This window comes from Roseivivax sp. CAU 1753 (assembly GCF_054482575.1).
The window spans coordinates 12,582-34,665 of sequence record NZ_JBTLRF010000003.1 but is presented as its reverse complement, the minus strand read 5'-3'; the positions used below and the strand labels follow the sequence as shown (position 1 = coordinate 34,665).

Below are 22,084 nucleotides of genomic sequence, written 5' to 3'. Positions count from 1 at the left end.
AAAAATCGTCTGTTGGGGGAGGGGAGGCCGCCTGGCATGACCAAGCGTCTGCTCTTGATCGAAGATGAGCCCAATATCATCGAGGCGATCAGTTTCATTCTGTCCCGCGATGGCTGGCACGTGAAAAGCCACTGCTCCGGCAAGGATGCCGCCGAGGTCGCCCACAAGGAGCGGCCGGATGTGGTCATCCTCGATGTGATGCTGCCCGGCAAGAGCGGCTATGACGTCCTGCGCGAAATCCGCGCCGACCCGTCGCTTGCGGGTCTGCCGGTCATGATGCTGACCGCGCGCGGTCAGGGCAAGGATCGCGAACTGGCCGAACAGGCCGGTGCCAGCCGCTTCATGACCAAGCCGTTCTCCAACAGCGAGATGCTGGAAGCCGTGCGGTCGCTGGTGCGGACGCCATGAGCACGCCGACCCCGCGCGGGCCGGCGCCGGTGTTCTTCCAGCGCCGCACCTATCGCCGTCACCGCCTTCAGGATGCCGCGCGGCTGTTGCCAATCATCGGGCTGTTCGCCTGGCTGATCCCGCTGCTCTGGCCGCGCAATGTCGAGGATGCGCCGCATCTGGGGTCTGCGCTGATCTATGTCTTCACCGTCTGGGCCGTATTGATCGTCATCGGCGCGCTGCTGTCGCGACGGCTGACCCTGAACAACGCGGCCGAGGCCGAGCGGAGCCCGGAATGATTTCGTTCAACGGGCTCGTGGCAATCTGCCTCGCCTACGTCGCCCTGCTGTTCGCTGTGGCCTTCTTTGCCGACCGGGTTGCCCGGCGGGGGCGCGGCGGGTGGCTCCGCTCGCCGCTGGTCTACACGCTGTCGTTGTCAATCTATTGCACCGCCTGGACGTTTTACGGCGCGGTGGGCACGGCGGTGCGCAGCGGGCTGGAATATGTCACGATCTATCTCGGGCCGAGCCTCGTGATGATCGGCTGGTGGTGGGTGCTGCGCAAGCTGGTGCGGATCGGGCGGTCGCAGCGTATCACCTCGATCGCGGATCTCATCTCGTCGCGGTTCGGCAAGTCGAACCTGCTGGCGGTGGGGGTGACGGTGCTGTCGGTGATCGCGGCAACGCCCTATATCGCGCTGCAACTGCAATCGGTGACCCTGTCCTTCGAGGTGTTCGGCATCGCCGGCGCGACGACCGGGCGCACCGGGCCCGATGCCTCGACCGCCTTCTACGTGGCGCTGGGCCTGTCGCTGTTCACGGTGATCTTCGGCACCCGCAACCTCGATGCCAACGAACGTCACCACGGCGTTGTCATGGCCATCGCGGTCGAGGCGGTGGTCAAGCTGTTTGCGCTGATGTCGGTCGGCATCTTCGTGGTCTGGGGCCTGTCCGGCGGCATTCCCGGCACGCTGGCCCGGATCGAGGCCTCCGACATCAGCGCCTGGGACATCCATGGCGGGCGCTGGGCCGGGCTCATCTTTCTGTCGGCGGCGGCTTTTCTGTGCCTGCCGCGGATGTTCCAGGTGCTGGTCGTCGAGGCCGCGGACGAGGACCATCTGCGCACCGCGAGCTGGGCCTTTCCGCTGTATCTGTTCCTGATGTCGATCTTCGTGGTGCCGATCGCGGTCACCGGTCTCGACCGGTTGCCCACAGGGTCGAACCCGGATCTTTTCGTGCTGACCCTGCCATTGGCGGAGGGCCAGGTGGAGCTTGCGGTGCTGTCCTTCCTTGGCGGTTTTTCCTCGGCCACCTCGATGGTGATCGTGGCCGCCATCGCGCTGTCGACGATGGTGTCGAACCACATCGTGATGCCGATCTGGCTGGGCCTGGCGGGCGGGCGCGCCACGATGTCGGGCGATGTCCGGCACGTGGTGCTGTCGGCGCGACGGGTGTCCATCGTGTCGGTGGTGATGCTGGGCTATCTCTACTATGCGCTGTCGGGCGGCGGCACGGCGCTGGCCTCGATCGGGATCATCTCTTTCGTGGGCGCGGTGCAGGTCCTGCCTTCGATGATGGGGGGTATCTTCTGGCGCGGGGCGACGCGCGCGGGGGCCATCGCGGGCCTGTCGGCGGGGGCGCTGGTCTGGGCCTATGCGCTGTTCCTGCCCTCGATCAGCCCGTCGGTCTTTTCGCCCGAAATGATGGCCTCCGGGCCATTCGGTCTGTCATGGTTGCGCCCGCAAGCCCTGTTCGGGATCGGCGGCATCGATCCGTCGCTGCATGCGCTGATGTGGTCCCTGTCGTTCAATACCCTGGCGTTCTGCGTGGCGTCGGTTCTGAGCTTTCCGACCCCGGTCGAACGCCTGCAGGGCGCGCAATTCGTCAATATCTTCCAGCATTCCGGCGGGCCGCGCAGCTGGTCGGCGGGCGTGGCGCAGACCGAGGACCTGCTGATCATGGCGCAGCGCATCCTCGGCACCGACGAGGCTATCGCGCTGTTTCGCAAGGAGGCACGCAAGGAGGGCCTCAAAGGCGATCTGCCAGAACCGCATCCGGGTTTTCTCGAAACCCTTGAACGCGAGTTGGCGGGTTCGGTCGGGGCGGCCACGGCGCATGCGATGGTGGGCCAGATTGTCGGCGGCACCTCGGTGTCGGTGCAGGATCTTCTGGCGGTGGCCGACGAATCGGCGCAGTTGATGGAATATTCCGCCCGCCTCGAGGCGCAGTCTGCCGAGCTTTCAAGCACCGCGCGACAATTGCGCGAGGCCAACCAGAAGCTGACCCGGCTGTCGGTGCAGAAAGATGCCTTTCTGAGCCAGATCAGCCACGAGCTGCGCACGCCGATGTCCTCGATCCGCGCCTTCTCGGAAATCCTGCGCGATGCGGACAATATCACCGATGCGGAGCAGTCGAAATTCGCCTCGATCATCCATGACGAGACGATCCGCCTGACCCGGTTGCTGGACGACATTCTGGATCTGTCGGTGATGGAAAACGGCCGCGTCAGCCTGAATCTGCGCGACGGCAAGCTGTCGGATGTGATCGATCGTGCGGTGGCTGCGGTCACCACCGGCGGCGAAGGGCAACGCATTGAAATAAGACGCAATCATCTGTCCGAGGTCGCCACGCTGCACAGCGATCTCGACCGGCTGGCGCAGGTCTTCATCAACCTGATCGCCAATGCCCGCAAGTATTGCGAAGCCGAGGCGCCCGTCCTGACCATTCGCGTGCGCGACGACGGCCCCGATCTTGTCGTCGACTTCATCGACAATGGCGTCGGCGTGCCGGAAGACGCGCGCGACATGATATTCGAGAAGTTTTTCCGCATTTCCGACCAGAAGGCGGGCGGGGCCGGGCTTGGGCTTGCGATCTGCCGCCAGATCATGGAGCGGCTGGGCGGCACCATCACCTATCTGCACAACGACAGCGGCGCGATCTTTCGCGTGATCCTGCCGCGCAATGCCGACATCGCGGCGGAATGATCGGGTTAACCGGTCCGCGTCAAGGGAATGGTAACCAAACGCCCGCATAAGGTTTCGAGGAAGGGTGCATTGGACTTCAGATGGATGTGCAAGTGGCGGCGAAAAACGATGTGCTCAGACGCAAGGCGTCGGTCGGACGCCGCGCGTTCGAAGCACAGGGCATGTCGCCGGAACGGGCGCTGAACCGCGCGCTGACCCGCGCGGCGGAAACCCAGTGGAATCTGGCATTGCTTGCGCGCGATGTGCGGCAATTGCGCCTCGATCAGGCGGGGTGCGAGGCCGCGCTGGGCGAGGGCGGGCTGATCCTGCTGCTCGAAGGGCCGAACGGAACGCCGGGCTTTGCCTTGATCGACGGTGCGCTGGTGGCGGGCCTGACCGAGGTCCAGACCTTCGGCACAATCACCAATGCCGCTCCGGAGGACCGCCCCTTCACCTCGACGGACGCCGCGATGATGGCGCCGCTGCTGGATCAGGGGCTGACCAACTTCGCGCGGTTGCTTGCCGGGCACAGTCTCGGCGCGCAGGTTGCCGATCATCGGTTCGGGGCGTTGATCGACGCGGCGCGCGTCGCGGGCACCCTGATGGATGCCGCGTACTACACCGTCTTCCGGATGCAGATCGAGCTGGGGGGCGGGCGGCGCGTCGGCCAGATGGTCCTGGCCTTCGCCGAACGCGAGGATGAGGATGCCGACTCCGACAGCGCAGAGACCGAGGCGCCGCCGCGACACAGCCAGGCGATGCTGCGGCTGCCCGTACGGCTCGATGCGGTGCTGTGTCGGCTGACCATGTCGCTTTGCGATGTCGAAGCGCTGGGCGTCGGCACGGTGCTGAAACTGCCGCGCGACGCCCTGACCAGTGCCGAACTGTGCGCGGCGGGCGGGCTGTGCATCGCCGAGGGGACGCTGGGGCAGATGAACGGCCAACGCGCGCTGCGCCTCAAGGGCGAACCGTCCGAAGCCTGGAGCGAGGGACCCAACGCGCCACAGGCAACGGGACCGGCGGCACTGGCGGAGGCAACCGGCATGCCAGGCCCGGCACCGGCATCGGCCCCGACTGGCAGTTTTCAGCAGATAATGAACGAGGTCCCGGCGACCGGCCCCGAGGCCCCGACACCATCGCCCCTGGTCGATCTGCCCGATATTCCGGAACTGGACGACCTGCCGGACCTCGCGGACCTGCCGCCCATCGACCTGGAACAGGGCTTTCCGCACGATCCCTTGGGCCTGCCCGCGCAGGACTGACGCCGCCTTTGGGCTATTTCATCAGGGGTCCGTGCCGTTCGCGGGCCACACCCTTGGCGGGCGACAGCGCCGATCGGCCATGCCGTTCGCGCACCGCTCCTTAGGCGAAGCCCGGGACCGTGCCGGGCGTCAGCCCGTCGCGACGATCAGGACTGCTGTGCGGCCAATGCGTCAAGCGTCGGACGCAGCCCGCCCAGATCGTAGCCTGCCGCTGCCGCCTGGGCGAGGATCGCCTCGACCGGTTCCTTGCCCGCCCGCGACAACGCCCAGATCACCGTGCTGCGGGTGCCCGATGCGCAATAGGCCAGCACCTTGCCATCCGCGCCGTCGATCAGTGCCTGCTGCGCCGCGACATTCTCGGGCGTCATGGTCTGATGGGTCAGCGGCAGCGCGCTGAACTCGAGCCCAGCGGCGCGCATGGCCTCGGCCATCGCGTCCGACTGATGGCTTGGCGGGACCTCGCCATCAGGGCGATTGCAGATGACCCGGGCAAACCCGGCGTCGCGGATTGCCGCCGCGTCCGCGATATCGATCTGCGGCGAGACGAAATACCGATCGGTGACTTTACGTGCTTCCATGGGTTTGGCCTACTCTGCGGGGATCGCGCTGTCCAGATGTCGGCGGATCACCGGTGCGGCCAGCATGCCTGCCAGCATCGCGCCGAAAAAGACCCAGACACCCGCGCTACCGTAGCTGAGCGAGGCGATGACCGGACCGGGGCAAAGCCCGACCAGCCCCCAGCCCATGCCGAACAGCACGGAGCCCAGAACCAGATTGCGCCCCAGGCGCGGCTCTGGCGGGGCGGGGAAACTGCCGCCCGCAACCGGTGCCTTGCGGCGCGCCGCGATCTGCCAGGCAATCGCCATGGGAATGATCGCGCCCCCCATCACGAAGGCCAGCGTCGGATCCCATGACCCGAACACGTCGAGCCATCCCTGAACCTTGGCCGTATCGGTCATGCCGGATACGTACAGGCCAGCCCCGAACAGGCCGCCCGCGAGAATTGCGAAAAGAGCGCGCATCACACCACCCCCAGAACGTGGCGGAAGACCGCGATGGTCAGGCCGCCTGCCAGAATATAGAAACAGGTCGCAACGATACCGCGCAGCGACAGCCGCGAGATGCCGCAGACCCCGTGCCCCGACGTACAGCCATTGGCAATCCGGGTGCCGACGCCGACCAGCAGCCCGGCTGCGACCAGCAGCACCACATTTTCGGTCAGGTGGTTATCGACCGCCCCGAAGATCAGCGCCAGGATCAGCGGCACCCCGGCGGTGCCCGCAAGAAACGCGATCCGCTCGCCCGCATTGCTGCGCCCCGAGCCATCGACCAGCCCGCCGATCAATCCCGAGGCCCCCATGATCCGTCCGTTCATCAGCAGGAACACCGCCCCGCCAAGGCCGATGAGCATCCCGCCCGCAAGCCCCATGATCCAGTCTGTCGGCATTCGCTGCCCCTTCGCGTTATGTGTCCGGCTGTCGGAAATCCGTTCGCCCCATACACATACAAAAAACTGAATGTATTGCAAGAGGGACTCGCTTTCGTCCGCCTGCGGGCACCGCGCTTGCCCGGTGCGCAAATATGCCGTCTAATGTCGAAAACCCGGCGATAATCGGGGTTTGACAGGCAGTCCGGTCACAGGCGACCGACCAAGGCAAGAGGGCAGAATAATGCCGGACCTCGTCCATCGCCACCTCACGGGCGGGGTGGCGATCCTCGAAATTTCCAACCCGCCGGCGAATGTCGTCTCCGGACCGGTTCGGGCCGCGCTCAGCTCGGGGCTGGCGACGGCCATCGCGGACAGTGCCGTCAACCAGATCGTGATCGCGGCTGCCGGGCGGGATTTCTGCACCGGGCTCGATACCGCCGAACGGCCCGGTTCGGGTCGCACCGATGCGCCGTCGCTGCAGGCGCTGTGCCGGCAGATCGAAGACGCGCCGAAACCGGTGATCGTGGCCATCCAGGGGCAGGCCATGTCGAGCGGGGCCGAACTGGCGCTGGCGGCGCATTACCGCATCGCCGCGTCCGGTGCCCAGATCGCCTTTCCGGAATCGCAGGTCGGCCTGGTGCCCCGGGCCGGATCGACCCAGCGCCTGCCACGGCTTCTGGGCGCAGGCGCGGCGCTCGAGATGCTGGTGAACGGGCGGACCCATGCCGTCGCCCGTCCGCCCGCCCGCGCCTTGTTCGATGACGTTGTGACCGCGGATCTGCGCAGCGCGGCGCTGGCCTTCTGCCGCGATCTGCAGGCATCGGGGGGTGGCCCGCGCCCCAGTTCCGCCGCCACGGCGGGCCTGCGCGATCCGATGGCCTACCAGGCGGCGATCGCCAAATCCCGCGAGACGCTCAAGGGGCGTCCCCAGCGCGCCCTGCACGAACTGGTCGACTGCATCGAAGCGGCGCAATTGCTGCCCTTCGAGGCCGGGCTTGCCCGCGAAGCCGAGGCGTATCACGATCTTGTCGACAGCGACCAGGCGCAGGCGCTGCGGCACATCTTCATGGCCGAACGGCGTCTGGCGCAGGGCGCCGCGAAAGAGGCCGCGCTGCTGCCCGAGCAGACCCGCATCGCCATTCTCGGCGGCGGTCCCTTGGCCACGCAGCTTGTGATCGTGGCGCTCGATCATGGTCTGGGGGTGAACTGGGGCACCCGCGATCCGTCGAAGCTGCGCCAGGGCGTTACCGAGGTGACCGAAACGTTCAAGGCGCACAAGGCGCGCGGCACCGTCACCGAAGCCAAGCTGACCGACGTGCTGGGCCGGTTGCGACTGGGTGAAAGCCACAAGATGGCCGAAGATGTGTCCGCGGCGATCATCGCGGCGCGCGGGCAGGGGGCGGTGCCGCTGCCGCCGGGTGTGCCGCGCCTCAAGGCGATCCCCGACCCGGTCGATGAAGTGGCGTTGCGGTTTGCGTCGCCTTTGGTGTCGACCCGGTTCGCCGAGGTTCTGGTCGGACCGAAGGCGGCATCCGGCGACGTGACGGTTGCGCGCGGACTGCTGCGCCGGATGGGGAAACTGCCGCTTGGCGTTGCCACCCGCGGCCCAAGCGTCACCGACCGCATGATGAACGCCCTCCAGGGCGCGGCGGACGCGCTTGTCGATCTGGGCGAGGACCCCTACGGGATCGACCGGGCGGTGCGCCTGATGCGCTGGCCCCGTCCACCGTTCGAGGCCCGCGACCTGCGCGGGCTGGCGGAGTTTGCGGGCCAGCGCCGGGCGCAGGGCGCGCGCAACTGGTCGGCGGTGCTGCTGCAGTCGGGGCGTCAGGGACTGTCGACGGGACGCGGTTTCTACCTGCATCACGAGTCCGGCCTGCGAAACGACGCGGCGGTCACTGCGCTGCTCGATGACATGCGCCCGCCCGCGCCGCAGCCGCGCAGCCATGACGCGCTGGCGGAACTCCTGCTGGCCGTGCTGGCCAACGAGGGCGCGCATATCCTTGCGGACCGGGCCATCACGCGGCCCTGGGAAATCGACGTCGCCATGTGCCTCGGCCAGTCCTTTCCGCGGTGGCGGGGCGGGCCAATGATGGCCGCCGATCTGGCGGGATTGTTCCATCTCAAGCGCGCCCTCGACGCGATCGCGCATCCGGATCGCAGGCTATGGGACCCGCATCCGATGTGGGCGGAACTGATCAAGAACGGCAAACGCTTTACCGATCTGAACGGCTGAATCCGGCGGCAGGCAGCCCGGACGTCGCGTCATCGGCGTTTTGCCGCCACGTCTGTGTTCTTGCACCTTGTCAAAAACGACAACACACTCCGACCGGGGAGAATTTGGGAGGACCACCATGAGCTTTGCATCCAAGGCAGACAGGGACGCGATCGAGAACGAGATGCCGTGGGCGGATCGCGATCTGCCGAAGACGCTGTACGGGCTTCTGTCGCAGACCGCCAAGAAGTTTCCGGAACGTCCGGCGATCAGCTACCAGATCTTCTCGGGGCCGACCGACAAGGCCGAGACCGTGACCTGGAAGGAATTGCGCGAAAGGACCGCGCAGGCGGCCAACCTCTTCCGGTCGCTGGGCATCGGCGAAAAGGACGTGGTGGCCTATGTCCTGCCCAATGCCAACGAAACGATCTATGCGCTGCTTGGCGGCACCGTCGCGGGCATTGCCAACCCGATCAATCCGCTGCTCGAGCCCGAGCAGATCGGATCGATCCTGCGCGAGACGGGGGCCAAGGTCGTCGTGACGCTCAAGCCGTTTCCCAAGACCGATGTCGCCCAGAAAGTCGCCGAGGCCGTGCGCCACGCGCCCGGTGTGCACACTATCCTTCAGGTCGATCTCAACCGCTACCTGACGCCGCCGAAAAGCTGGATCGTGCCGCTGATCCGGCCCAAGGTCGAGACCAAGCCGCACGCGGATATCAAGAACTTCAACACCGAGATGGCGAAGCAGCCGACCAAGCTGGCCTTCGCGGATTCCACGGGTGACCGGGTCGCGGCGTATTTTCACACCGGTGGCACGACCGGCATGCCGAAGGTCGCGCAGCACCTCTATTCGGGCATGATCTACAACGGCTGGCTCGGCCACAGGCTGTTGTTCAACGAAAAGGACAACATCATCTGTCCGCTGCCGCTGTTTCACGTCTTCGCCTGCCACGTCATCCTGATGGCGGCGCTTGCTTCGGGGGCGCATGTGGTGTTTCCGACGCCGCAGGGCTATCGCGGCGAAGGCGTGTTCGATAACTTCTGGAAGCTGGTCGAGCGCTGGAAGATCAGTTTCATCATCACCGTGCCCACGGCAGTGTCGGCGATGATGCAGCGCAAGGTCGATGCCGATGTGAGCACCGTGAAAACCGCGTTTTCCGGCTCTGCCCCGATGCCGTTGGAGTTGTTCAAGCGCTTCGAGGCGGCCTCGGGCGTCACCGTCGTCGAGGGCTACGGGCTGACCGAGGCCACCTGCCTTGTGTCGTGCAACCCGCCCGACGGCGAAAAGAAGGTCGGCTCGGTCGGGGTGCCGCTGCCCTATACCGAGGTCCGGATCGTGACCCAGACCGACAACGGCCCGCATGAATGCGCCGCCGACGAAATCGGCGAGATCTGCGTCGCCAACCCGGGTGTCTGCCCCGGCGCGACCTATACCGAGGCCGACAAGAACCGCGACCTCTACCACGATACACGCTTCCTGCGCACCGGCGATCTGGGCCGGATCGACGAAGATGGTTATCTCTGGATCACCGGGCGGGCCAAGGACCTGATCATTCGCGGTGGCCACAACATCGACCCCGCCGAGATCGAAGAGGCGCTTCTGATGCACCCGGCGGTGGCCTTCGCCGGGGCGATCGGCCAGCCGGACGCGCATTCGGGCGAAATGCCCTGCGCCTATGTCGAATTGGTGGCCGGTGGCAATGTCACCGAGGACGAGCTGATAGAGCATTGCAAGGTGCATGTCCGCGAACGTGCCGCGCAGCCCAAGCACATGGGAATCCTCGATGAACTGCCCAAGACCGCGGTCGGCAAGGTCTTCAAGCCCGATCTGCGCAAGCTGGCCATCACGCGGGTCTACAATGCCGCGCTCGAGAAAAAGGAGGTGCCCGCGCGGGTGACCTCTGTGATCGACGACAAGAAGCGCGGGCTGGTGGCACGGGTCACCTCCAACGGCGCCACCGAACGTACCGTCAATGACGTGCTGTCCGCCTTCACGCGGCCCTGGGAATTCGAGGACAAGGCATAGGTTGCGGCAAAACAGGCCAGATCATGGCGCACTGACGAGGGCCCGCGAGAGAGATCTTGCGGGCCATTTCCTTGGCGCCGCACAGCATCGGTCCGACGCGCGCGGGTTCCGGCGGGCAAAGTCGGACCGGTGCCCCGGTTGATCCGAGGCCCCGGATCAAGCCCGGGGCAGCGGGTCGCGCGGACGATGCGACGCGCGCGCACCGCCCGGGACGGGGCCCGGTGCGAACGTGCCATGCCCGCGGTGCTCAGAACAGGATCACGTTGCGCCGCGCCGCGCCCGATTTGGTGTCGGCCACGGCGTCGTTGATCTGGTCGAGCCGCCAGCGTCCCGAGATCAACGCATCGAGCTTCAGGCGGCCCTGTGCCCAGAGGTCGGCAAGCCAGGGAATATCCCGCGCGATGACCGTGTCGCCCATTTTCGATCCGATCATCGACACCCCCGTATAGGCCGTGATCATCGGCTCATAGCTTGCGGTCTGGCCCGCATGCGGCATGCCCACGATGACCATCCGACCGCCCCATTCGAGATAGCGGGGGGCGACCTCGTAGGCGGCGATCGCGCCCACGGTCACCACGCAGAGATCGGCCCCGCGCCCCAGCGCGCGCATCGCCTCTTTCCAGGGCTTGCCGGACCCCGCCAACACGCCCTCGGTGGCCCCGAACGCGCGGGCGACCTCAAGCTTTTCGGCGCTGGTATCGACCGCCACGATGCGGCGCGCCCCCGCGATCCGTGCCCCCTGGATGGCGTTGAGGCCAACGCCGCCCGCGCCGATCACCACGACATCCTCGCCGGGGCGCAAACGGCCCGCGTTGATTACGCCGCCGACACCGGTGATCACGCCGCAGCCCAGAAGCGCCGCGACTTCGCCGGGCATTGTGTCGGGGACCTGCACACATTGGTTGCGCCCGATCACGACGCTGCTGGCAAAGGCACCACAATCCATTTCGGCCGTCACTGGCGTGCCGTCCCTGCGCGACAGCGGCGTCGGGTGCGGCGCGGGGGTCCGGCACAGCGTCGGTCGCCCGCCCGCGCAGGTGGCGCAGGCACCGCAGGCCCGGATCAGCGTCGTCACCACCCGGCAGCCCGGGGTCAGATCGTCGACGCCTTCGCCCACCCGGACGACGCGGCCCGCCGCTTCGTGGCCCAGCACCAGCGGCGGCGTGCCGCCATAGCCGCCCTCGGCATAGGCGATGTCCGAATGACAGATCGCGACCGCCTCGATCTCGACCTCGATCTCTCCGGCACGGGGCGCACAGAGGGTCAGCGTCTCGATGTCGAACGGGGCATTGAACGCGGTCAGAACAGCGGCCTCAACCTGTGTCATGCGATTCCCTTTCCGGCGCGGCGCGCCTTGTCCACGCCGACGATCAATACCATCGCGACCACCAGCAAGCCCACCGACAACATGAAGGGCGCACCGGCAAAACCCGGCCCGTCACCACGGGTGAACCAGAAGAAGGTGCCCGTCATCACCGGAGGCGACAGGATCGCGGCCATCGCCCCGCAGGCCCCGAACAGCCCCTGCAACGCGCCCTGTTCGTCATCGGGCACCCGCCGCGCGGCCATGCCCTGAAGCGCCGGCGCCGTCACGGCGGCAAACCCAGCCAGCGGCACCAGAAACAGCACCACCGCACCGGATTGCAGAAACGAAAGCAACGCGAAGACCAGCACGTTCATGCAAAGCCCGTAGATCACGGTGCCGCGCTCTCCCAGGTGGCGCAGGAAGACGCGGATCAGCCCGCCCTGCATGATCGCGGCAGTGACACCAAACAGGCCCAGCGACAGCCCGATGGTACGCGCGTCCCAGCCGAACCGGGCGACGCCGTAATAGGACCAGATCGCCGGGTAGACGAAAAACGCCATCTGCAGCAGGAAATAGATCACCATCAGGCGCGAGATACCGGGCACGCGGTCCATGGCACGGAACGCGCCCAGAGGGTTGAGCCTGCGCCGGTCGATGGCGCGGCGATTGGCGTCGGTCACGGTCTCGGGCAGCGCCAGATAGCCGATCAACAGGTTCAGCGCTGCCAGAGCCGCCGCGGCGAAAAACGGCGCGCGGGTGCCGAACTCGCCCAGCAGGCCGCCCATGATCGGCCCGATCACGAAGCCGATGCCGAAGCCCGCGCCGATCAGCCCGAAATTCGCGGCCTTTTCCGACGGCTTCGACAAATCCGCCATCGCCGCCGAGGCCACCGATTGCGTCGCCGCCGTCACTCCGGCCACGATCCGGCCCACCAGCAACAGCCAGATGGTCCCGGCGAACCCCATGACGACATAATCGACCGCCATGCCGCCAAGCGCGCCGAACAACACCGGGCGCCGCCCGAACCGGTCGGACAACGCCCCCAGAAGCGGCGCGCAGAGGAACTGCATCAGCGCAAAGGACGTCGCCAGAAGCCCGCCCCAGAGCGCCGCGTTGGAAATGCCCGATCCGGTGACCTCGCGCATGAGGTCGGGCATCACCGGCATGATCAGCCCGACGCCCATCGCATCGATCACGACCGTCGAGACGAGGAACCCCTTGGCCGACCGCATCCTCAGGTGTCGGATCGGACCGCGCGCACCGCGCGGGCGAAGGCGCGGGCCTCGGCGGGGGCGGTGCCAAGCAATGCGGTGGGGGCGAAACCGGCGCCGTCGATCTCTGCATGGCGGGCGGCGGCGGCGGCGATCAGATTGGTGTCGGTTCCCGCGACCTCCCGGGCCAGCGCCTTGATCGCGGCCTGCGCGTCGGGCCGGGGCATGTGTCGGGCCAGCGCGAAGGACAGGGCCTCTGCCGACAGCGCGCCGTTCGCGTGCGTCAGCGTGGCGCGCATCCGGGCGGGATCGGGGCTCAGGCCTTCAACCAACGGTCCCGCACGTTCCAGCGCCGCAGCACCCGTCAGGCAAAGCTGCGGCAGCACCATCCATTCGGCGAACCACGCTGCCCCATCGCGCTGATGACGGTGAACGCCTGAATTTTGCAAACCATGGCAAAGGCTTGCGGCCTGACCCTGAAGCATCACCAGAACCGACGGCGCAACCGGGTTCTGCTTTTGCGGCATGGTCGAGGACGCGCCCGTGCCGCCCAGTCGCACCTCCTGCAGGTCGGACGCGGTCAGCGCGATCAGGTCTTCGCCAAGCTTGCCCAGAGCCGCGCAAAGCCGCGCGATCCAGCCCCCGAGCCGGGTCAGTGCAGTCCGGTCGGTGTGCCAGGAATGGCCCGGATCGGCGAGGTCGAGCGCCTCTGCCAGTGCCGCGCGCAGTCCCGCCGGGTCCGGACCCAGAACCGAGGCCGTCCCCGCCGCGCCCGACAGCGACACGCAAAGACCGCCGCGCAGGTCGGGCAGTTCCGCGCGCAATGCCAGCAGCGGCCAGCCCCAGCCCGCGACCGCTGCGCCGAAACTCGTGGGCGTGGCGTGCTGGCCATAGGTGCGGGCCGCCACCGGCGTTTCGGCATGGGTGTCGGCAAGGGAGGCCAGCGCGCTCAGCACGCGGGCGAGGCCGGTGTCGTACTGCGCCAGAACCTGCCGCAGACGCAGCATCAGGGCGGTGTCCATGATGTCCTGCGAGGTGGCGCCGAAATGAATGTATTGCGCGTGTTCAGGCGCCTGCATCAGCGACCTGAAGGCGGCAACCAGCGCGGGCACGGGCACGCCGTTCTCGGCGGTGGCATCGGCCAGCGCGCCGGGATCGATCTGGATTTCCATCGCCGCACGGTGGATCGCCTTTGCGCTGATCTCGGGGATCAGGCCCGCGGCACCCTGCGCCTGCGCCAGCGCGCCGAGGACGATCAGCATCGCGCGCAATTCTGCGGTGTCGGTGAAAAGCCGCGCCACCGGACCGGCAGCGACGAGCTTGCCGTAAAGCTGGCTGTCGAACAGGCTCGCGCTCATGTGGTGGCGATCCGGCCCAGATGCGCGGCAAGGCCCGCCGGATCCGAGAAGAAGGGCGAATGCGACGTGTCCATGCGGGTGACCTCTTCGGGGGCGAAATCGGCGGCCATTTCTTCCTGGAATTCGGGCGGAATGGCGCTGTCCTGTTCGCACAGGATATAGGCGCGGGGAATGGCGCGACAGGCAGGCCCGAGCGTGACCTTGGTGGCCTGCGGCAGGATCGCCTGCGGGCAGACGTTGGCCAGCGCGAAGGCGACCGCCTCGTCGGGGCAATCGTGATAGAAGATCTCGCGTGCGTGTTCCGGAATGGCCGAGAATGTGACGCCGCCCTCATCCTTGCGCAGCGCCTTCATGATCGGCTGGCGGGGCGCGCGCAGGCGCATCTCGACCAGGGAATGATCGTCCCATGGCACGTAGGCGCAAAGGTAGACCAGCTTGTCGATATTGCTCGGGTCCAGGTCCGCCGCCCGGCTGATCGGGTAGCCGCCCATGGAGTGCCCCACCACCACCGAGGGCCGGTCCAGTGCCGCGTGAATGGCGCGCGCATAAAGGTCGAGCGTCACGTCCTCCGGCGGCGTCGGATCGTCCCCGTGCGACGGCAGATCGATGGCCCGCGCGCTGTGCCCCAACGCCTCGAGCGCGGGGATGACGTCGCGCCAGCACCACGCCCCGTGACACGACCCATGCACCAGAAGGAAATGCGCCATTATGCCGGGACCTCAGCCATCCGCCGCGACCCGCCCGAGAAACTCCGTCAGGATCGTGGCGAATTCCTCGGGTTTTTCGACGCAGGGCAGATGTCCTGCGCCGCGGATCAGCCGGAACTCGGAACCCGCGATCAGATCGACGGTTTCGCGCACCAGATCCGGCGGGGTGGAGCCGTCTTCGGAGCCCGCGATCCCCAGAGCCGGCATCTTGAGCCCGGCGGTGGTGGCGAGGAAATCGGTGCCCGAGATGGCGGCACCGCAGCCGGTCCAGCCATCGACCGGCTGGCGCACGAACATGTTGCGCCAGGCATGGAAAGGCTCGGTCTGCCGGAAATCGTCCGAGAACCAGCGCTGCATGGTGGCGTCGGCCAGCGCCTCGAGCCCGCCAGCCTCGGCCATCGCGATGCGCTCGGCCCACATCTCGCGGGTGCCGATCTTGGCACCGGTGTTCGACAGCACCACCGCCCGCACCAGGTCGGGCCGTTTGGCCGCCAGCCCCTGTGCGATCAGGCCGCCGATCGACAGGCCGACAAAGACGACGGGCCCGAGGCCCAGCTCTTCGATCAGCATTTCGGCGTCGCGGACCAGCTGCCCCATGCTGTACGGTGCCTTGGTCAGCTGCGACAGGCCGTGGCCACGTTTGTCGTAGCGCACATAGCGATAGCCCTGCGGCAGAAGTGGCATGATCTCGTCCCAAAGCCGCAGGTCGGTGCCCAGCGAATTCGAGAACACCACCGGCACGCCGTCCGGGTCCCCGTCTTCGCGGTAATTCAGCTTGATGCCTTCGAGTGCCGCAACTTTCATGCCATTCTCCCTCTCAATTCCGTATTTCTAGCGGCCTTGCGGGCAGATGGAAACGGGGCGCGCGCGCGACTTTGACGGCGCCGGTCGCATCGCCGCGTTGCCGGGCCGGGTGCGCCTTGCTAATCATCGACCAAGTGATCCCAAGGAGAGCGCCCATGCCCGTCATCACCGAGATCGAAGACCTGCGCCGCATCTATCGTCGCCGCGTGCCGAAGATGTTCTTCGATTATACCGAGTCGGGCAGTTGGTCAGAGCAGACCTTCCGCGAGAACTCATCGGACTTCGACGCGATATACCTGCGCCAGCGCGTGGCGATGGACATGGCCAACCGGTCGACCGCGGCCCGGATGATCGGGCAGGACGTGTCGATGCCGGTGGCTCTGGCCCCGGTCGGGTTCACGGGCATGCAGCACTGGGACGGCGAGATCAAGGCCGCGCGCGCCGCCGAGGACTTCGGCGTGCCCTATTCGCTGTCGACCATGTCGATCTGCTCGATCGAGGATGTGGCCGAGCACACGTCGAAGCCGTTCTGGATGCAGGTCTACACGCTGAAGGACGATGACTTCATGCAGCGGCTGTTTGACCGCGCGAAAGCCGCGAAATGCTCGGCGGCAATCATCACCGTCGACCTGCAACTGCTGGGCCAGCGGCACAAGGATCTGAAAAACGGCCTGTCCGCACCGCCCAAGCTGACGCCTGCCTCGATCGCGAACATGATGACCAAGGTGCAATGGGGCCTCGGCATGTTGCAGACCAAGCGGCGCTTTTTCGGCAATATCGTCGGCCATGCGAAAGGCGTCGCCGATCCCTCGTCGCTGTCGGAATGGACCGCCAAAGCCTTCGACCAGTCGCTTGACTGGGACCGCATCCGGCAGTTCCGCAAGATGTGGGACGGCCCGTTGATCATCAAGGGCATCATGGACCCGCGCGATGCGCGCGCGGCGCTGAACGTGGGCGCGGATGCCATCGTGGTGTCGAACCACGGCGGGCGGCAGCTTGACGGCGCGTTGTCCTCGATCCGCGCGCTCGAGCCGATCCTCGATGCCGTGGGCGACAAGATCGAAGTGCATCTCGACAGCGGCATCCGGTCCGGCCAGGACGTGCTGAAGGCGCTGGCGATGGGCGCCAAGGGCACCTTTATCGGGCGCGCCTACGTCTATGGGCTGGGGGCGATGGGGCAGGCGGGGGTGACCCGCGCGCTCGAGGTGATCCACAAGGAACTGGACACATCGATGGCGCTTTGCGGGCATCGCGACATCAACGGTGTGGACCGCGATATCCTGATGGTGCCCAAGGGGTTCAGCGATGGATGGGATCAGCTGCCGCCAACCGAATGACCGGGCGCCCCGGCCCGGGGATCGCGGATGTCGGAGCGCCGGTGCGGCATCGCGCGGCCCCGATGCCCGTTCGCCCTTGTCAAACCGGACCATCCGCTATATCGCGCGGGCTTCACGCGGGGATACAGCCTTGGAGGATTCCCGCCCCTATGTATGGAGAATTGAGATATGGCTGGAGAGATTCCTGATCTTCACGCCCTGGAACGGACGGGGACAGGCAAGGGCGCCGCTCGTCAGGCACGCCGTGACGGCATGGTTCCGGGTATCGTTTTTGGTGGCGACGTCGACCCTCTGCCCCTGAACATTCCTTTCAACGCGCTGCTGAAACAGCTGCGCGCCGGTCGCTTCAAGGCGACGCTTTTCAACCTCAAGGTTGACGGCCACGACGATGTGCGTGTGATCTGCCGCGACGTCCAGCGCGACGTGGTCAAGGATCTGCCGACGCATTTCGACCTGATGCGCCTGCGCCGTAACTCGAAGATCGCCATCTTCATCCCCGTCGAGTTCGTCGGCGAAGACGACTCGCCCGGCATGTCGCGCGGCGGTGCGCTGACAGTCACTCGTCCCGAGATCGAGCTGGTCGTGACCGCGGGCGACATCCCCGAAAAGGTTGTGGTCGATATCTCCGGCCTCGATATCGGCGATGGTATCTCGATCTCCGACGTGACGCTTCCCGCCGGCTCCAAGCCCACGATCGACCGCGATTTCGCGATCTGCTCGGTGCAGGCCCCGACCGGCCTCGTGACCGCGGATGAGGACGAGGAAGAGCCCGTGACCGAGGTCATCGAGCAGAACGCCGAGACCGTCGAGGATTGATCAGCGCAGGGCTCGGGGATGCCCCGGCCCGGTTCGCGCAATTCAAGCGGCCCCGCCAGATCAGCGGGGCCGTTTTCCGTTCAGCCGTTTGCAGCACGGGGCCGCATGGCCTATCTCTGGGCCGGAACGCAACAGGACACCCGTGATGAAACTTCTTGTCGGCCTTGGCAATCCCGGACGCGACTATGCCGGTCACCGGCATAACATCGGCTTCATGGCGCTGGACCGGATCGCCGAGACGCATGGCTTCGGCCCGTGGAAACAGAAGTTTCAGGGCGCGGTGACCGAGGGCCAGCTGGGCGGCGGCAAGGTGCTGTTGCTCAAGCCCGGCACCTTCATGAACCGGTCCGGGCAGGCGGTCGGCGAGGCGGCGCGCTTCTACAAGATCCCGCCCGAAGACGTCATCGTCTTTCATGACGAACTGGACCTCGCGCCCGGGCGGCTCAAATGCAAGCAGGGCGGCGGTCACGCCGGGCATAACGGCCTGCGCTCGATCCACGGTCATATCGGCGAAAGCTACGGCAGGGTGCGGCTGGGCATCGGCCATCCGGGTCGCAAGGAACTGGTGTCGGGCTATGTGCTGCACGACTTCGCGAAGGCCGATCAGGACTGGCTCGACGATCTCTTGCGCGGCATTGCCGATGGCGCGCCGCTGCTGGCGGATGGCGACATGCCGGGTTTCATGACCAAGGTCGCGCTGCGAACCAACCCGCCGCGCAGTTCAACAACGCCCGCCAAACCACCGAAAACGCAAGCGAAAGACGACCCGGCGCCAGAGCCTGCGGCAGCGCCTGACACCCGGTCGGGCCTGCAGAAGCTGGTCGATCGCTTCAAATGATCAACAGGATGATGTGACCATGGAAAAAGACCCCGCGATCAATGTGCTGGGCGGTGCGCTTCAGCCATGTTCGTCCGACCCGCTGACCGGGTTCTTCCGCGACAGTGCCTGCAACACCTGCACCGAGGATCGCGGCAGCCACACGGTCTGCGCGGTGCTGACAGCCGAATTTCTGGCCTATTCCAAATATGTCGGCAACGACCTGTCGACCCCGCGCCCGGAGTTCGGCTTTCCCGGGTTGAAGCCCGGCGACCAGTGGTGCCTTTGCGCCGGGCGCTTCCTGCAGGCCCATGAAGAAGGCTGCGCGCCGCAGGTCTCTCTTGCGGCCACCCATCGCCGCGCCCTCGACATCGTGCCGATAGACGTACTTGAACTTTACGACACGTGATCCTTCTTCGCGATGATCGCGGGACTTCCGGTATCTGACTGTCGCATATCGGCCAGTTTCGGCAGGTCCGGCGGCGCTCCGATCCCGGGCAGCCCGTCGTCCATCAGCGCATCGATGAACAGCGACAGAAGCTGGGCGCGGCCACTGACACCGGCCTTGCGATAGATCGCGTTGGTCTGCGCCTTGACGGTCCCTTCGGAGGTCTGGCGCGCGCCCGCGATCTCGGCGGTCGACAGCCCCTTGATCGAAAACAGGGCGACATCGCGTTCGGCGGGGGTCAGCCGCCATTCCGCGAACCGCTCTTCCAGAACCTTGTGGAACGCGCCCGAGGCGAGGCGCAGGTTGGCCTCGGCGGCGGCCTGTGCCTTGCGGCTGCGATGCAACAGAAGGGCCGTGACGCAAACGCCGCTGAGCAGCCCCAGCGCCGCGCCGACCTCGATCAGTTCGTACAGTGCCCATGAGATCGGTTGCCCCCCGAAGCCAAAGATCGACGACAGCAGTTCCCACTGGAAAAACAGGGCGCAGACGATCTGGAAGGCCAGCAACAGGGCAAGGGCAACGCGCATGCGCATGGCGCGGCCCTAACCCGGACCACGAAGACAGTCAGTCGTCATCGTCGTCATCGTCATCGTCATCGTCCTCGCCGCCGTCCTTGCCGTGCCCACTGTCGTCGTCGTCCTCTCGGTCCTCTTCGTCTTCGTCCCTGTCGTCATCGTCATCGTCGTTTTCACGGTCGCCGCGCCCACTGTTGTCGTCGCGGTCGTCGGCTCGGTCGTCGTCGTCGTCGCGCCCGGAATGGTCGTCATCGTCATCGTGGTCGTCATCATGGTCGCGGTCGAGATAGTCGCGCAGGATCACGCCGTTCGCGGGGTTGAGGATGACCTCGCGCCGCCCTGCCGGTCCCCGGGCGACGATCCGCACGCGGCCAAGCCACGTCCGGGTGACCCGGAAGTCCGAATAGCCTTGCTGCTGCAATTGGCTGATGACCTGATCGCGCGCGGTCTGCGCCGTGGCCGCCGCCGGTGCCAGCATCAGGGCCGAGGCCCCGAAAAGAAAGGCGCGCCGGTTCATGTGGGCACGTCGTCGTCCCGGCACTGTGCCGGAACGACGTCAAGGTGTGTGTGATCAATCATCTTTCCCGTCGCGATCCCGGTCGTCGTCATGATCGTCCTCATCGCGGTCATCATCGCGGTCATCGTCGTCATCGTCATCCTCGTGATCGTCGCGATCATCGTCGTCGCGATCATCATCGTCATCCTGGTAATCGTCGCGATCATCATCGTCATGGTCGTCATCGTCATCATACCCCGCGGCGTCGACGAAATCCTCGTCCCGCACATCGATACTGACACCCGGAGAGATGTCTTCGCCCCTGGCGCTTTCGGTTTCCTGTTTCAGGATCTGGCCGGTGGCCGCGTCATACACGACTTCAAGCTTGGTGTCGCCACGCACGGCCTCGGCCTTGATCTGGCTGGGGCCGGTCTTGATCTCGATCGCGGTGAAGCCCTGGTTCTGCAGGTCGGCGATGATCTGGTCGGTGGCGCTCTGGGCGGCGGCCAGGCCCGCGCTCATCACGATGGCACTGGCGGATCCGAGCAGGATGGTTCTGATGGTCATGGCAGATCTCCTCTGATTGAAACGAAGCCCTGTGGCCTCGTGTCCAATCAAAGCGTGCATGCCCGGGCAAACCATTGGTCCGGGGTTTAGCACAAGCCGCATAAACCCCGGGAAGACGCGCCTAAACCTGAGTTTAGGACATATCGAAGCCAAGCGCCTTGGCGACGGTATAGATGTCCTTGTCGCCGCGCCCGCACATGTTCATGCAGATGATATGGTCCTTCGGCAGGTCGGGCGCGATCTTGGCCACATGGGCCAGCGCGTGGCTCGGCTCCAGCGCGGGAATGATGCCTTCGGTCTCGCAACAAAGCTGGAACGCCTCGAGCGCTTCCTTGTCGGTGATCGAGACGTATTTTGCGCGCCCGATGTCGTGCAGCCAGGAATGCTCTGGCCCGATGCCGGGATAATCAAGCCCCGCTGAGATCGAAAAGCCTTCGAGGATCTGCCCGTCATCGTCCTGCAGCAGGTAGGTTCGGTTGCCGTGCAGCACGCCGGGGCGACCGCCGGTCAGCGACGCGCAATGCTCCATCTTGTCGGACACACCCTTGCCGCCGGCCTCGACCCCGATGATGTTGACGGACGGGTCGTCGAGGAACGGAAAGAACAGCCCCATCGCGTTCGAGCCACCGCCGATGGCGGCGACCAGCGTGTCGGGCAGGCGGCCCTCGGCCTCGTGCATCTGTTCGCGGGTTTCCTTGCCGATGATCGACTGGAAATCGCGCACCATCGCCGGATAGGGGTGCGGGCCCGCCACCGTGCCGATGCAGTAGAAGGTATCGCGCACATTGGTCACCCAGTCGCGCAGCGCGTCGTTCATCGCATCCTTGAGCGTGCCGCGACCGCTGGTCACCGGCTTCACTTCGGCCCCCAGAAGGCGCATGCGGAAGACGTTGGGTTGCTGCCGCTCGACGTCATGCGCGCCCATGTAGACCACGCATTTCAACCCGAACTTGGCGCAGACCGTCGCGGTGGCGACACCGTGCTGCCCGGCACCGGTTTCGGCGATGATCCGGGTCTTGCCCATGCGGCGCGCCAGAATGATCTGGCCCAGCACGTTGTTGATCTTGTGCGCGCCGGTGTGGTTCAGCTCGTCGCGCTTCATGTAGACCTTGGCACCGCCCAGCCGTTCGGTCAGCCGTTCGGCATGATACAGCGGCGAGGGCCGGCCGACGTAATGCTTCCAGAGGAAATCCATTTCGTCCCAGAAGCTCTGGTCGGTCTTGGCGTGTTCGTATTGCTGCTCAAGCTCGAGGATCAGCGGCATCAGCGTCTCGGAGACGAAGCGCCCGCCAAAATTGCCAAAGCGGCCCTTTTCGTCGGGACCGGTCATGAAAGAGTTGACACGTTCGTTCATCGGATAAGGCTCCCGCGGGTCATTTTCGCCCTGTTCCTAAGCAAGTGCTGCCCGCGTGGCCAGAGCA

General features: G+C 66.2%; 22 protein-coding genes. 10 read left to right on the top strand and 12 right to left on the bottom strand.

What is annotated here, in order from left to right; genetic code table 11:
• Positions 1-36: 36 nt before the first annotated feature.
• The 4 genes from ACXYMN_RS07575 (at position 37) to ACXYMN_RS07560 (ending at position 4,611) form a co-directional block, all read left to right on the top strand.
• On the top strand, positions 37-408 hold the full coding sequence (locus tag ACXYMN_RS07575) for a response regulator transcription factor (protein ID WP_459012938.1): 372 nt from the start codon (positions 37-39) through the stop codon (positions 406-408).
• Complete coding sequence (locus ACXYMN_RS07570; protein ID WP_459012937.1) at positions 405-686, top strand: hypothetical protein; 282 nt, start codon at positions 405-407, stop codon at positions 684-686. The genes ACXYMN_RS07575 and ACXYMN_RS07570 overlap by 4 nt, the downstream gene beginning before the upstream one ends.
• Positions 683-3,370 carry an ATP-binding protein gene (locus tag ACXYMN_RS07565; RefSeq protein ID WP_459012936.1) on the top strand — a complete coding sequence of 896 codons (2,688 nt, stop codon included), beginning with the start codon at positions 683-685 and terminating at the stop codon, positions 3,368-3,370. Before ACXYMN_RS07570 ends, ACXYMN_RS07565 begins: the two co-directional genes overlap by 4 nt.
• 80 nt (positions 3,371-3,450) lie before the next feature.
• Positions 3,451-4,611 (top strand): FliM/FliN family flagellar motor switch protein, encoded by a 1,161-nt coding sequence (locus ACXYMN_RS07560; protein ID WP_459012935.1) that lies wholly within the window; start codon positions 3,451-3,453, stop codon positions 4,609-4,611.
• Between the two features lie 146 nt (positions 4,612-4,757).
• Here the strand turns inward: ACXYMN_RS07560 and ACXYMN_RS07555 are convergent, their stop codons facing one another.
• The 3 genes from ACXYMN_RS07555 to ACXYMN_RS07545 are packed head-to-tail and all read right to left on the bottom strand — an operon-like array spanning position 4,758 to position 6,058.
• Positions 4,758-5,189 carry a protein tyrosine phosphatase family protein gene (locus ACXYMN_RS07555; RefSeq protein ID WP_459012934.1) on the bottom strand — a complete coding sequence of 144 codons (432 nt, stop codon included), beginning with the start codon at positions 5,187-5,189 and terminating at the stop codon, positions 4,758-4,760.
• A 9-nt stretch (positions 5,190-5,198) separates the two neighbouring features.
• Positions 5,199-5,636, bottom strand: a complete 438-nt coding sequence (locus ACXYMN_RS07550) for a DUF6691 family protein (protein ID WP_459012933.1) — start codon at positions 5,634-5,636, stop codon at positions 5,199-5,201.
• On the bottom strand, positions 5,633-6,058 hold the full coding sequence (locus ACXYMN_RS07545; protein WP_459012932.1) for a YeeE/YedE family protein: 426 nt from the start codon (positions 6,056-6,058) through the stop codon (positions 5,633-5,635). The genes ACXYMN_RS07550 and ACXYMN_RS07545 overlap by 4 nt, the downstream gene beginning before the upstream one ends.
• Positions 6,059-6,281: 223 nt before the next feature.
• Here ACXYMN_RS07545 and ACXYMN_RS07540 point away from each other — a divergent pair, with 223 nt between their 5' ends.
• Together ACXYMN_RS07540 and ACXYMN_RS07535 are read left to right on the top strand one after the other, a co-directional pair.
• A complete protein-coding gene (locus ACXYMN_RS07540; protein WP_459012931.1) occupies positions 6,282-8,276 on the top strand; it encodes an enoyl-CoA hydratase-related protein in 1,995 nt (664 codons plus the stop codon).
• Positions 8,277-8,394: 118 nt separating this feature from the next.
• Positions 8,395-10,281 (top strand): acyl-CoA synthetase, encoded by a 1,887-nt coding sequence (locus ACXYMN_RS07535; protein ID WP_459012930.1) that lies wholly within the window; start codon positions 8,395-8,397, stop codon positions 10,279-10,281.
• A gap of 247 nt (positions 10,282-10,528) precedes the next feature.
• On the opposite strand, the gene ACXYMN_RS07530 is transcribed toward ACXYMN_RS07535, so the two are convergent.
• The 5 genes from ACXYMN_RS07530 to pcaD are packed head-to-tail and all read right to left on the bottom strand — an operon-like array spanning position 10,529 to position 15,667.
• Complete coding sequence (locus ACXYMN_RS07530) at positions 10,529-11,608, bottom strand: zinc-binding dehydrogenase (protein WP_459012929.1); 1,080 nt, start codon at positions 11,606-11,608, stop codon at positions 10,529-10,531.
• The gene (locus tag ACXYMN_RS07525) at positions 11,605-12,819 is read right to left on the bottom strand and encodes a TCR/Tet family MFS transporter (protein WP_459012928.1); all 1,215 of its coding nucleotides are present in this window, start codon (positions 12,817-12,819) and stop codon (positions 11,605-11,607) included. The genes ACXYMN_RS07530 and ACXYMN_RS07525 overlap by 4 nt, the downstream gene beginning before the upstream one ends.
• Positions 12,820-12,821: 2 nt before the next feature.
• Positions 12,822-14,156, bottom strand: coding sequence for a lyase family protein (locus ACXYMN_RS07520; protein WP_459012927.1), 1,335 nt, complete (start codon positions 14,154-14,156; stop codon positions 12,822-12,824).
• On the bottom strand, positions 14,153-14,863 hold the full coding sequence (locus tag ACXYMN_RS07515) for an alpha/beta fold hydrolase (protein ID WP_459012926.1): 711 nt from the start codon (positions 14,861-14,863) through the stop codon (positions 14,153-14,155). The genes ACXYMN_RS07520 and ACXYMN_RS07515 overlap by 4 nt, the downstream gene beginning before the upstream one ends.
• Positions 14,864-14,875: 12 nt before the next feature.
• Positions 14,876-15,667 carry a 3-oxoadipate enol-lactonase gene (gene pcaD / locus ACXYMN_RS07510; RefSeq protein WP_459012925.1) on the bottom strand — a complete coding sequence of 264 codons (792 nt, stop codon included), beginning with the start codon at positions 15,665-15,667 and terminating at the stop codon, positions 14,876-14,878.
• A gap of 155 nt (positions 15,668-15,822) precedes the next feature.
• On the opposite strand from pcaD, the gene ACXYMN_RS07505 reads away from it, so the two are divergent.
• From ACXYMN_RS07505 to ACXYMN_RS07490, 4 genes are all read left to right on the top strand, one after another.
• Positions 15,823-17,004, top strand: coding sequence for an alpha-hydroxy acid oxidase (locus tag ACXYMN_RS07505; RefSeq protein ID WP_459012924.1), 1,182 nt, complete (start codon positions 15,823-15,825; stop codon positions 17,002-17,004).
• A gap of 168 nt (positions 17,005-17,172) precedes the next feature.
• The gene (locus ACXYMN_RS07500; protein WP_459012923.1) at positions 17,173-17,820 is read left to right on the top strand and encodes a 50S ribosomal protein L25/general stress protein Ctc; all 648 of its coding nucleotides are present in this window, start codon (positions 17,173-17,175) and stop codon (positions 17,818-17,820) included.
• 145 nt (positions 17,821-17,965) lie between these two features.
• On the top strand, positions 17,966-18,658 hold the full coding sequence (gene pth / locus ACXYMN_RS07495; RefSeq protein WP_459012922.1) for an aminoacyl-tRNA hydrolase: 693 nt from the start codon (positions 17,966-17,968) through the stop codon (positions 18,656-18,658).
• 19 nt (positions 18,659-18,677) lie between these two features.
• The gene (locus tag ACXYMN_RS07490; protein WP_459012921.1) at positions 18,678-19,046 is read left to right on the top strand and encodes a DUF2237 family protein; all 369 of its coding nucleotides are present in this window, start codon (positions 18,678-18,680) and stop codon (positions 19,044-19,046) included.
• Here the strand turns inward: ACXYMN_RS07490 and ACXYMN_RS07485 are convergent.
• The 4 genes from ACXYMN_RS07485 to trpB all read right to left on the bottom strand — a co-directional run bounded on the left by ACXYMN_RS07485 (position 19,034) and on the right by trpB (position 22,017).
• Entirely contained in the window at positions 19,034-19,618 is a 585-nt protein-coding gene (locus ACXYMN_RS07485; RefSeq protein WP_459012919.1) for a helix-turn-helix transcriptional regulator, read from the bottom strand. The two genes, ACXYMN_RS07490 and ACXYMN_RS07485, sit on opposite strands and share 13 nt — an antisense overlap.
• A gap of 31 nt (positions 19,619-19,649) precedes the next feature.
• Complete coding sequence (locus tag ACXYMN_RS07480) at positions 19,650-20,117, bottom strand: hypothetical protein (RefSeq protein ID WP_459012918.1); 468 nt, start codon at positions 20,115-20,117, stop codon at positions 19,650-19,652.
• 54 nt (positions 20,118-20,171) lie between these two features.
• Positions 20,172-20,663, bottom strand: a complete 492-nt coding sequence (locus ACXYMN_RS07475; protein WP_459012917.1) for a PepSY domain-containing protein — start codon at positions 20,661-20,663, stop codon at positions 20,172-20,174.
• A gap of 133 nt (positions 20,664-20,796) precedes the next feature.
• The gene (trpB, locus tag ACXYMN_RS07470) at positions 20,797-22,017 is read right to left on the bottom strand and encodes a tryptophan synthase subunit beta (RefSeq protein WP_459012916.1); all 1,221 of its coding nucleotides are present in this window, start codon (positions 22,015-22,017) and stop codon (positions 20,797-20,799) included.
• Positions 22,018-22,084: the final 67 nt, after the last annotated feature.

Excerpts from the sequence above, each read along its gene's own strand:
- ACXYMN_RS07525 (WP_459012928.1), bottom strand. The coding sequence starts at position 12,819 with ATGCGGTCGGCCAAGGGGTTCCTCGTCTCGACGGTCGTGATCGATGCG.
- ACXYMN_RS07475 (WP_459012917.1), bottom strand. The coding sequence starts at position 20,663 with ATGACCATCAGAACCATCCTGCTCGGATCCGCCAGTGCCATCGTGATG.
- ACXYMN_RS07490 (WP_459012921.1), top strand. The coding sequence starts at position 18,678 with ATGGAAAAAGACCCCGCGATCAATGTGCTGGGCGGTGCGCTTCAGCCA.
- ACXYMN_RS07575 (WP_459012938.1), top strand. The coding sequence starts at position 37 with ATGACCAAGCGTCTGCTCTTGATCGAAGATGAGCCCAATATCATCGAG.
- ACXYMN_RS07545 (WP_459012932.1), bottom strand. The coding sequence starts at position 6,058 with ATGCCGACAGACTGGATCATGGGGCTTGCGGGCGGGATGCTCATCGGC.
- pcaD (WP_459012925.1), bottom strand. The coding sequence starts at position 15,667 with ATGAAAGTTGCGGCACTCGAAGGCATCAAGCTGAATTACCGCGAAGAC.
- trpB (WP_459012916.1), bottom strand. The coding sequence starts at position 22,017 with ATGAACGAACGTGTCAACTCTTTCATGACCGGTCCCGACGAAAAGGGC.
- ACXYMN_RS07530 (WP_459012929.1), bottom strand. The coding sequence starts at position 11,608 with ATGACACAGGTTGAGGCCGCTGTTCTGACCGCGTTCAATGCCCCGTTC.
- ACXYMN_RS07520 (WP_459012927.1), bottom strand. The coding sequence starts at position 14,156 with ATGAGCGCGAGCCTGTTCGACAGCCAGCTTTACGGCAAGCTCGTCGCT.
- ACXYMN_RS07540 (WP_459012931.1), top strand. The coding sequence starts at position 6,282 with ATGCCGGACCTCGTCCATCGCCACCTCACGGGCGGGGTGGCGATCCTC.
- ACXYMN_RS07480 (WP_459012918.1), bottom strand. The coding sequence starts at position 20,117 with ATGAACCGGCGCGCCTTTCTTTTCGGGGCCTCGGCCCTGATGCTGGCA.
- ACXYMN_RS07485 (WP_459012919.1), bottom strand. The coding sequence starts at position 19,618 with ATGCGCATGCGCGTTGCCCTTGCCCTGTTGCTGGCCTTCCAGATCGTC.
- ACXYMN_RS07535 (WP_459012930.1), top strand. The coding sequence starts at position 8,395 with ATGAGCTTTGCATCCAAGGCAGACAGGGACGCGATCGAGAACGAGATG.
- ACXYMN_RS07555 (WP_459012934.1), bottom strand. The coding sequence starts at position 5,189 with ATGGAAGCACGTAAAGTCACCGATCGGTATTTCGTCTCGCCGCAGATC.
- ACXYMN_RS07505 (WP_459012924.1), top strand. The coding sequence starts at position 15,823 with ATGCCCGTCATCACCGAGATCGAAGACCTGCGCCGCATCTATCGTCGC.
- ACXYMN_RS07560 (WP_459012935.1), top strand. The coding sequence starts at position 3,451 with ATGGATGTGCAAGTGGCGGCGAAAAACGATGTGCTCAGACGCAAGGCG.
- ACXYMN_RS07500 (WP_459012923.1), top strand. The coding sequence starts at position 17,173 with ATGGCTGGAGAGATTCCTGATCTTCACGCCCTGGAACGGACGGGGACA.
- ACXYMN_RS07515 (WP_459012926.1), bottom strand. The coding sequence starts at position 14,863 with ATGGCGCATTTCCTTCTGGTGCATGGGTCGTGTCACGGGGCGTGGTGC.
- pth (WP_459012922.1), top strand. The coding sequence starts at position 17,966 with ATGAAACTTCTTGTCGGCCTTGGCAATCCCGGACGCGACTATGCCGGT.
- ACXYMN_RS07565 (WP_459012936.1), top strand. The coding sequence starts at position 683 with ATGATTTCGTTCAACGGGCTCGTGGCAATCTGCCTCGCCTACGTCGCC.
- ACXYMN_RS07570 (WP_459012937.1), top strand. The coding sequence starts at position 405 with ATGAGCACGCCGACCCCGCGCGGGCCGGCGCCGGTGTTCTTCCAGCGC.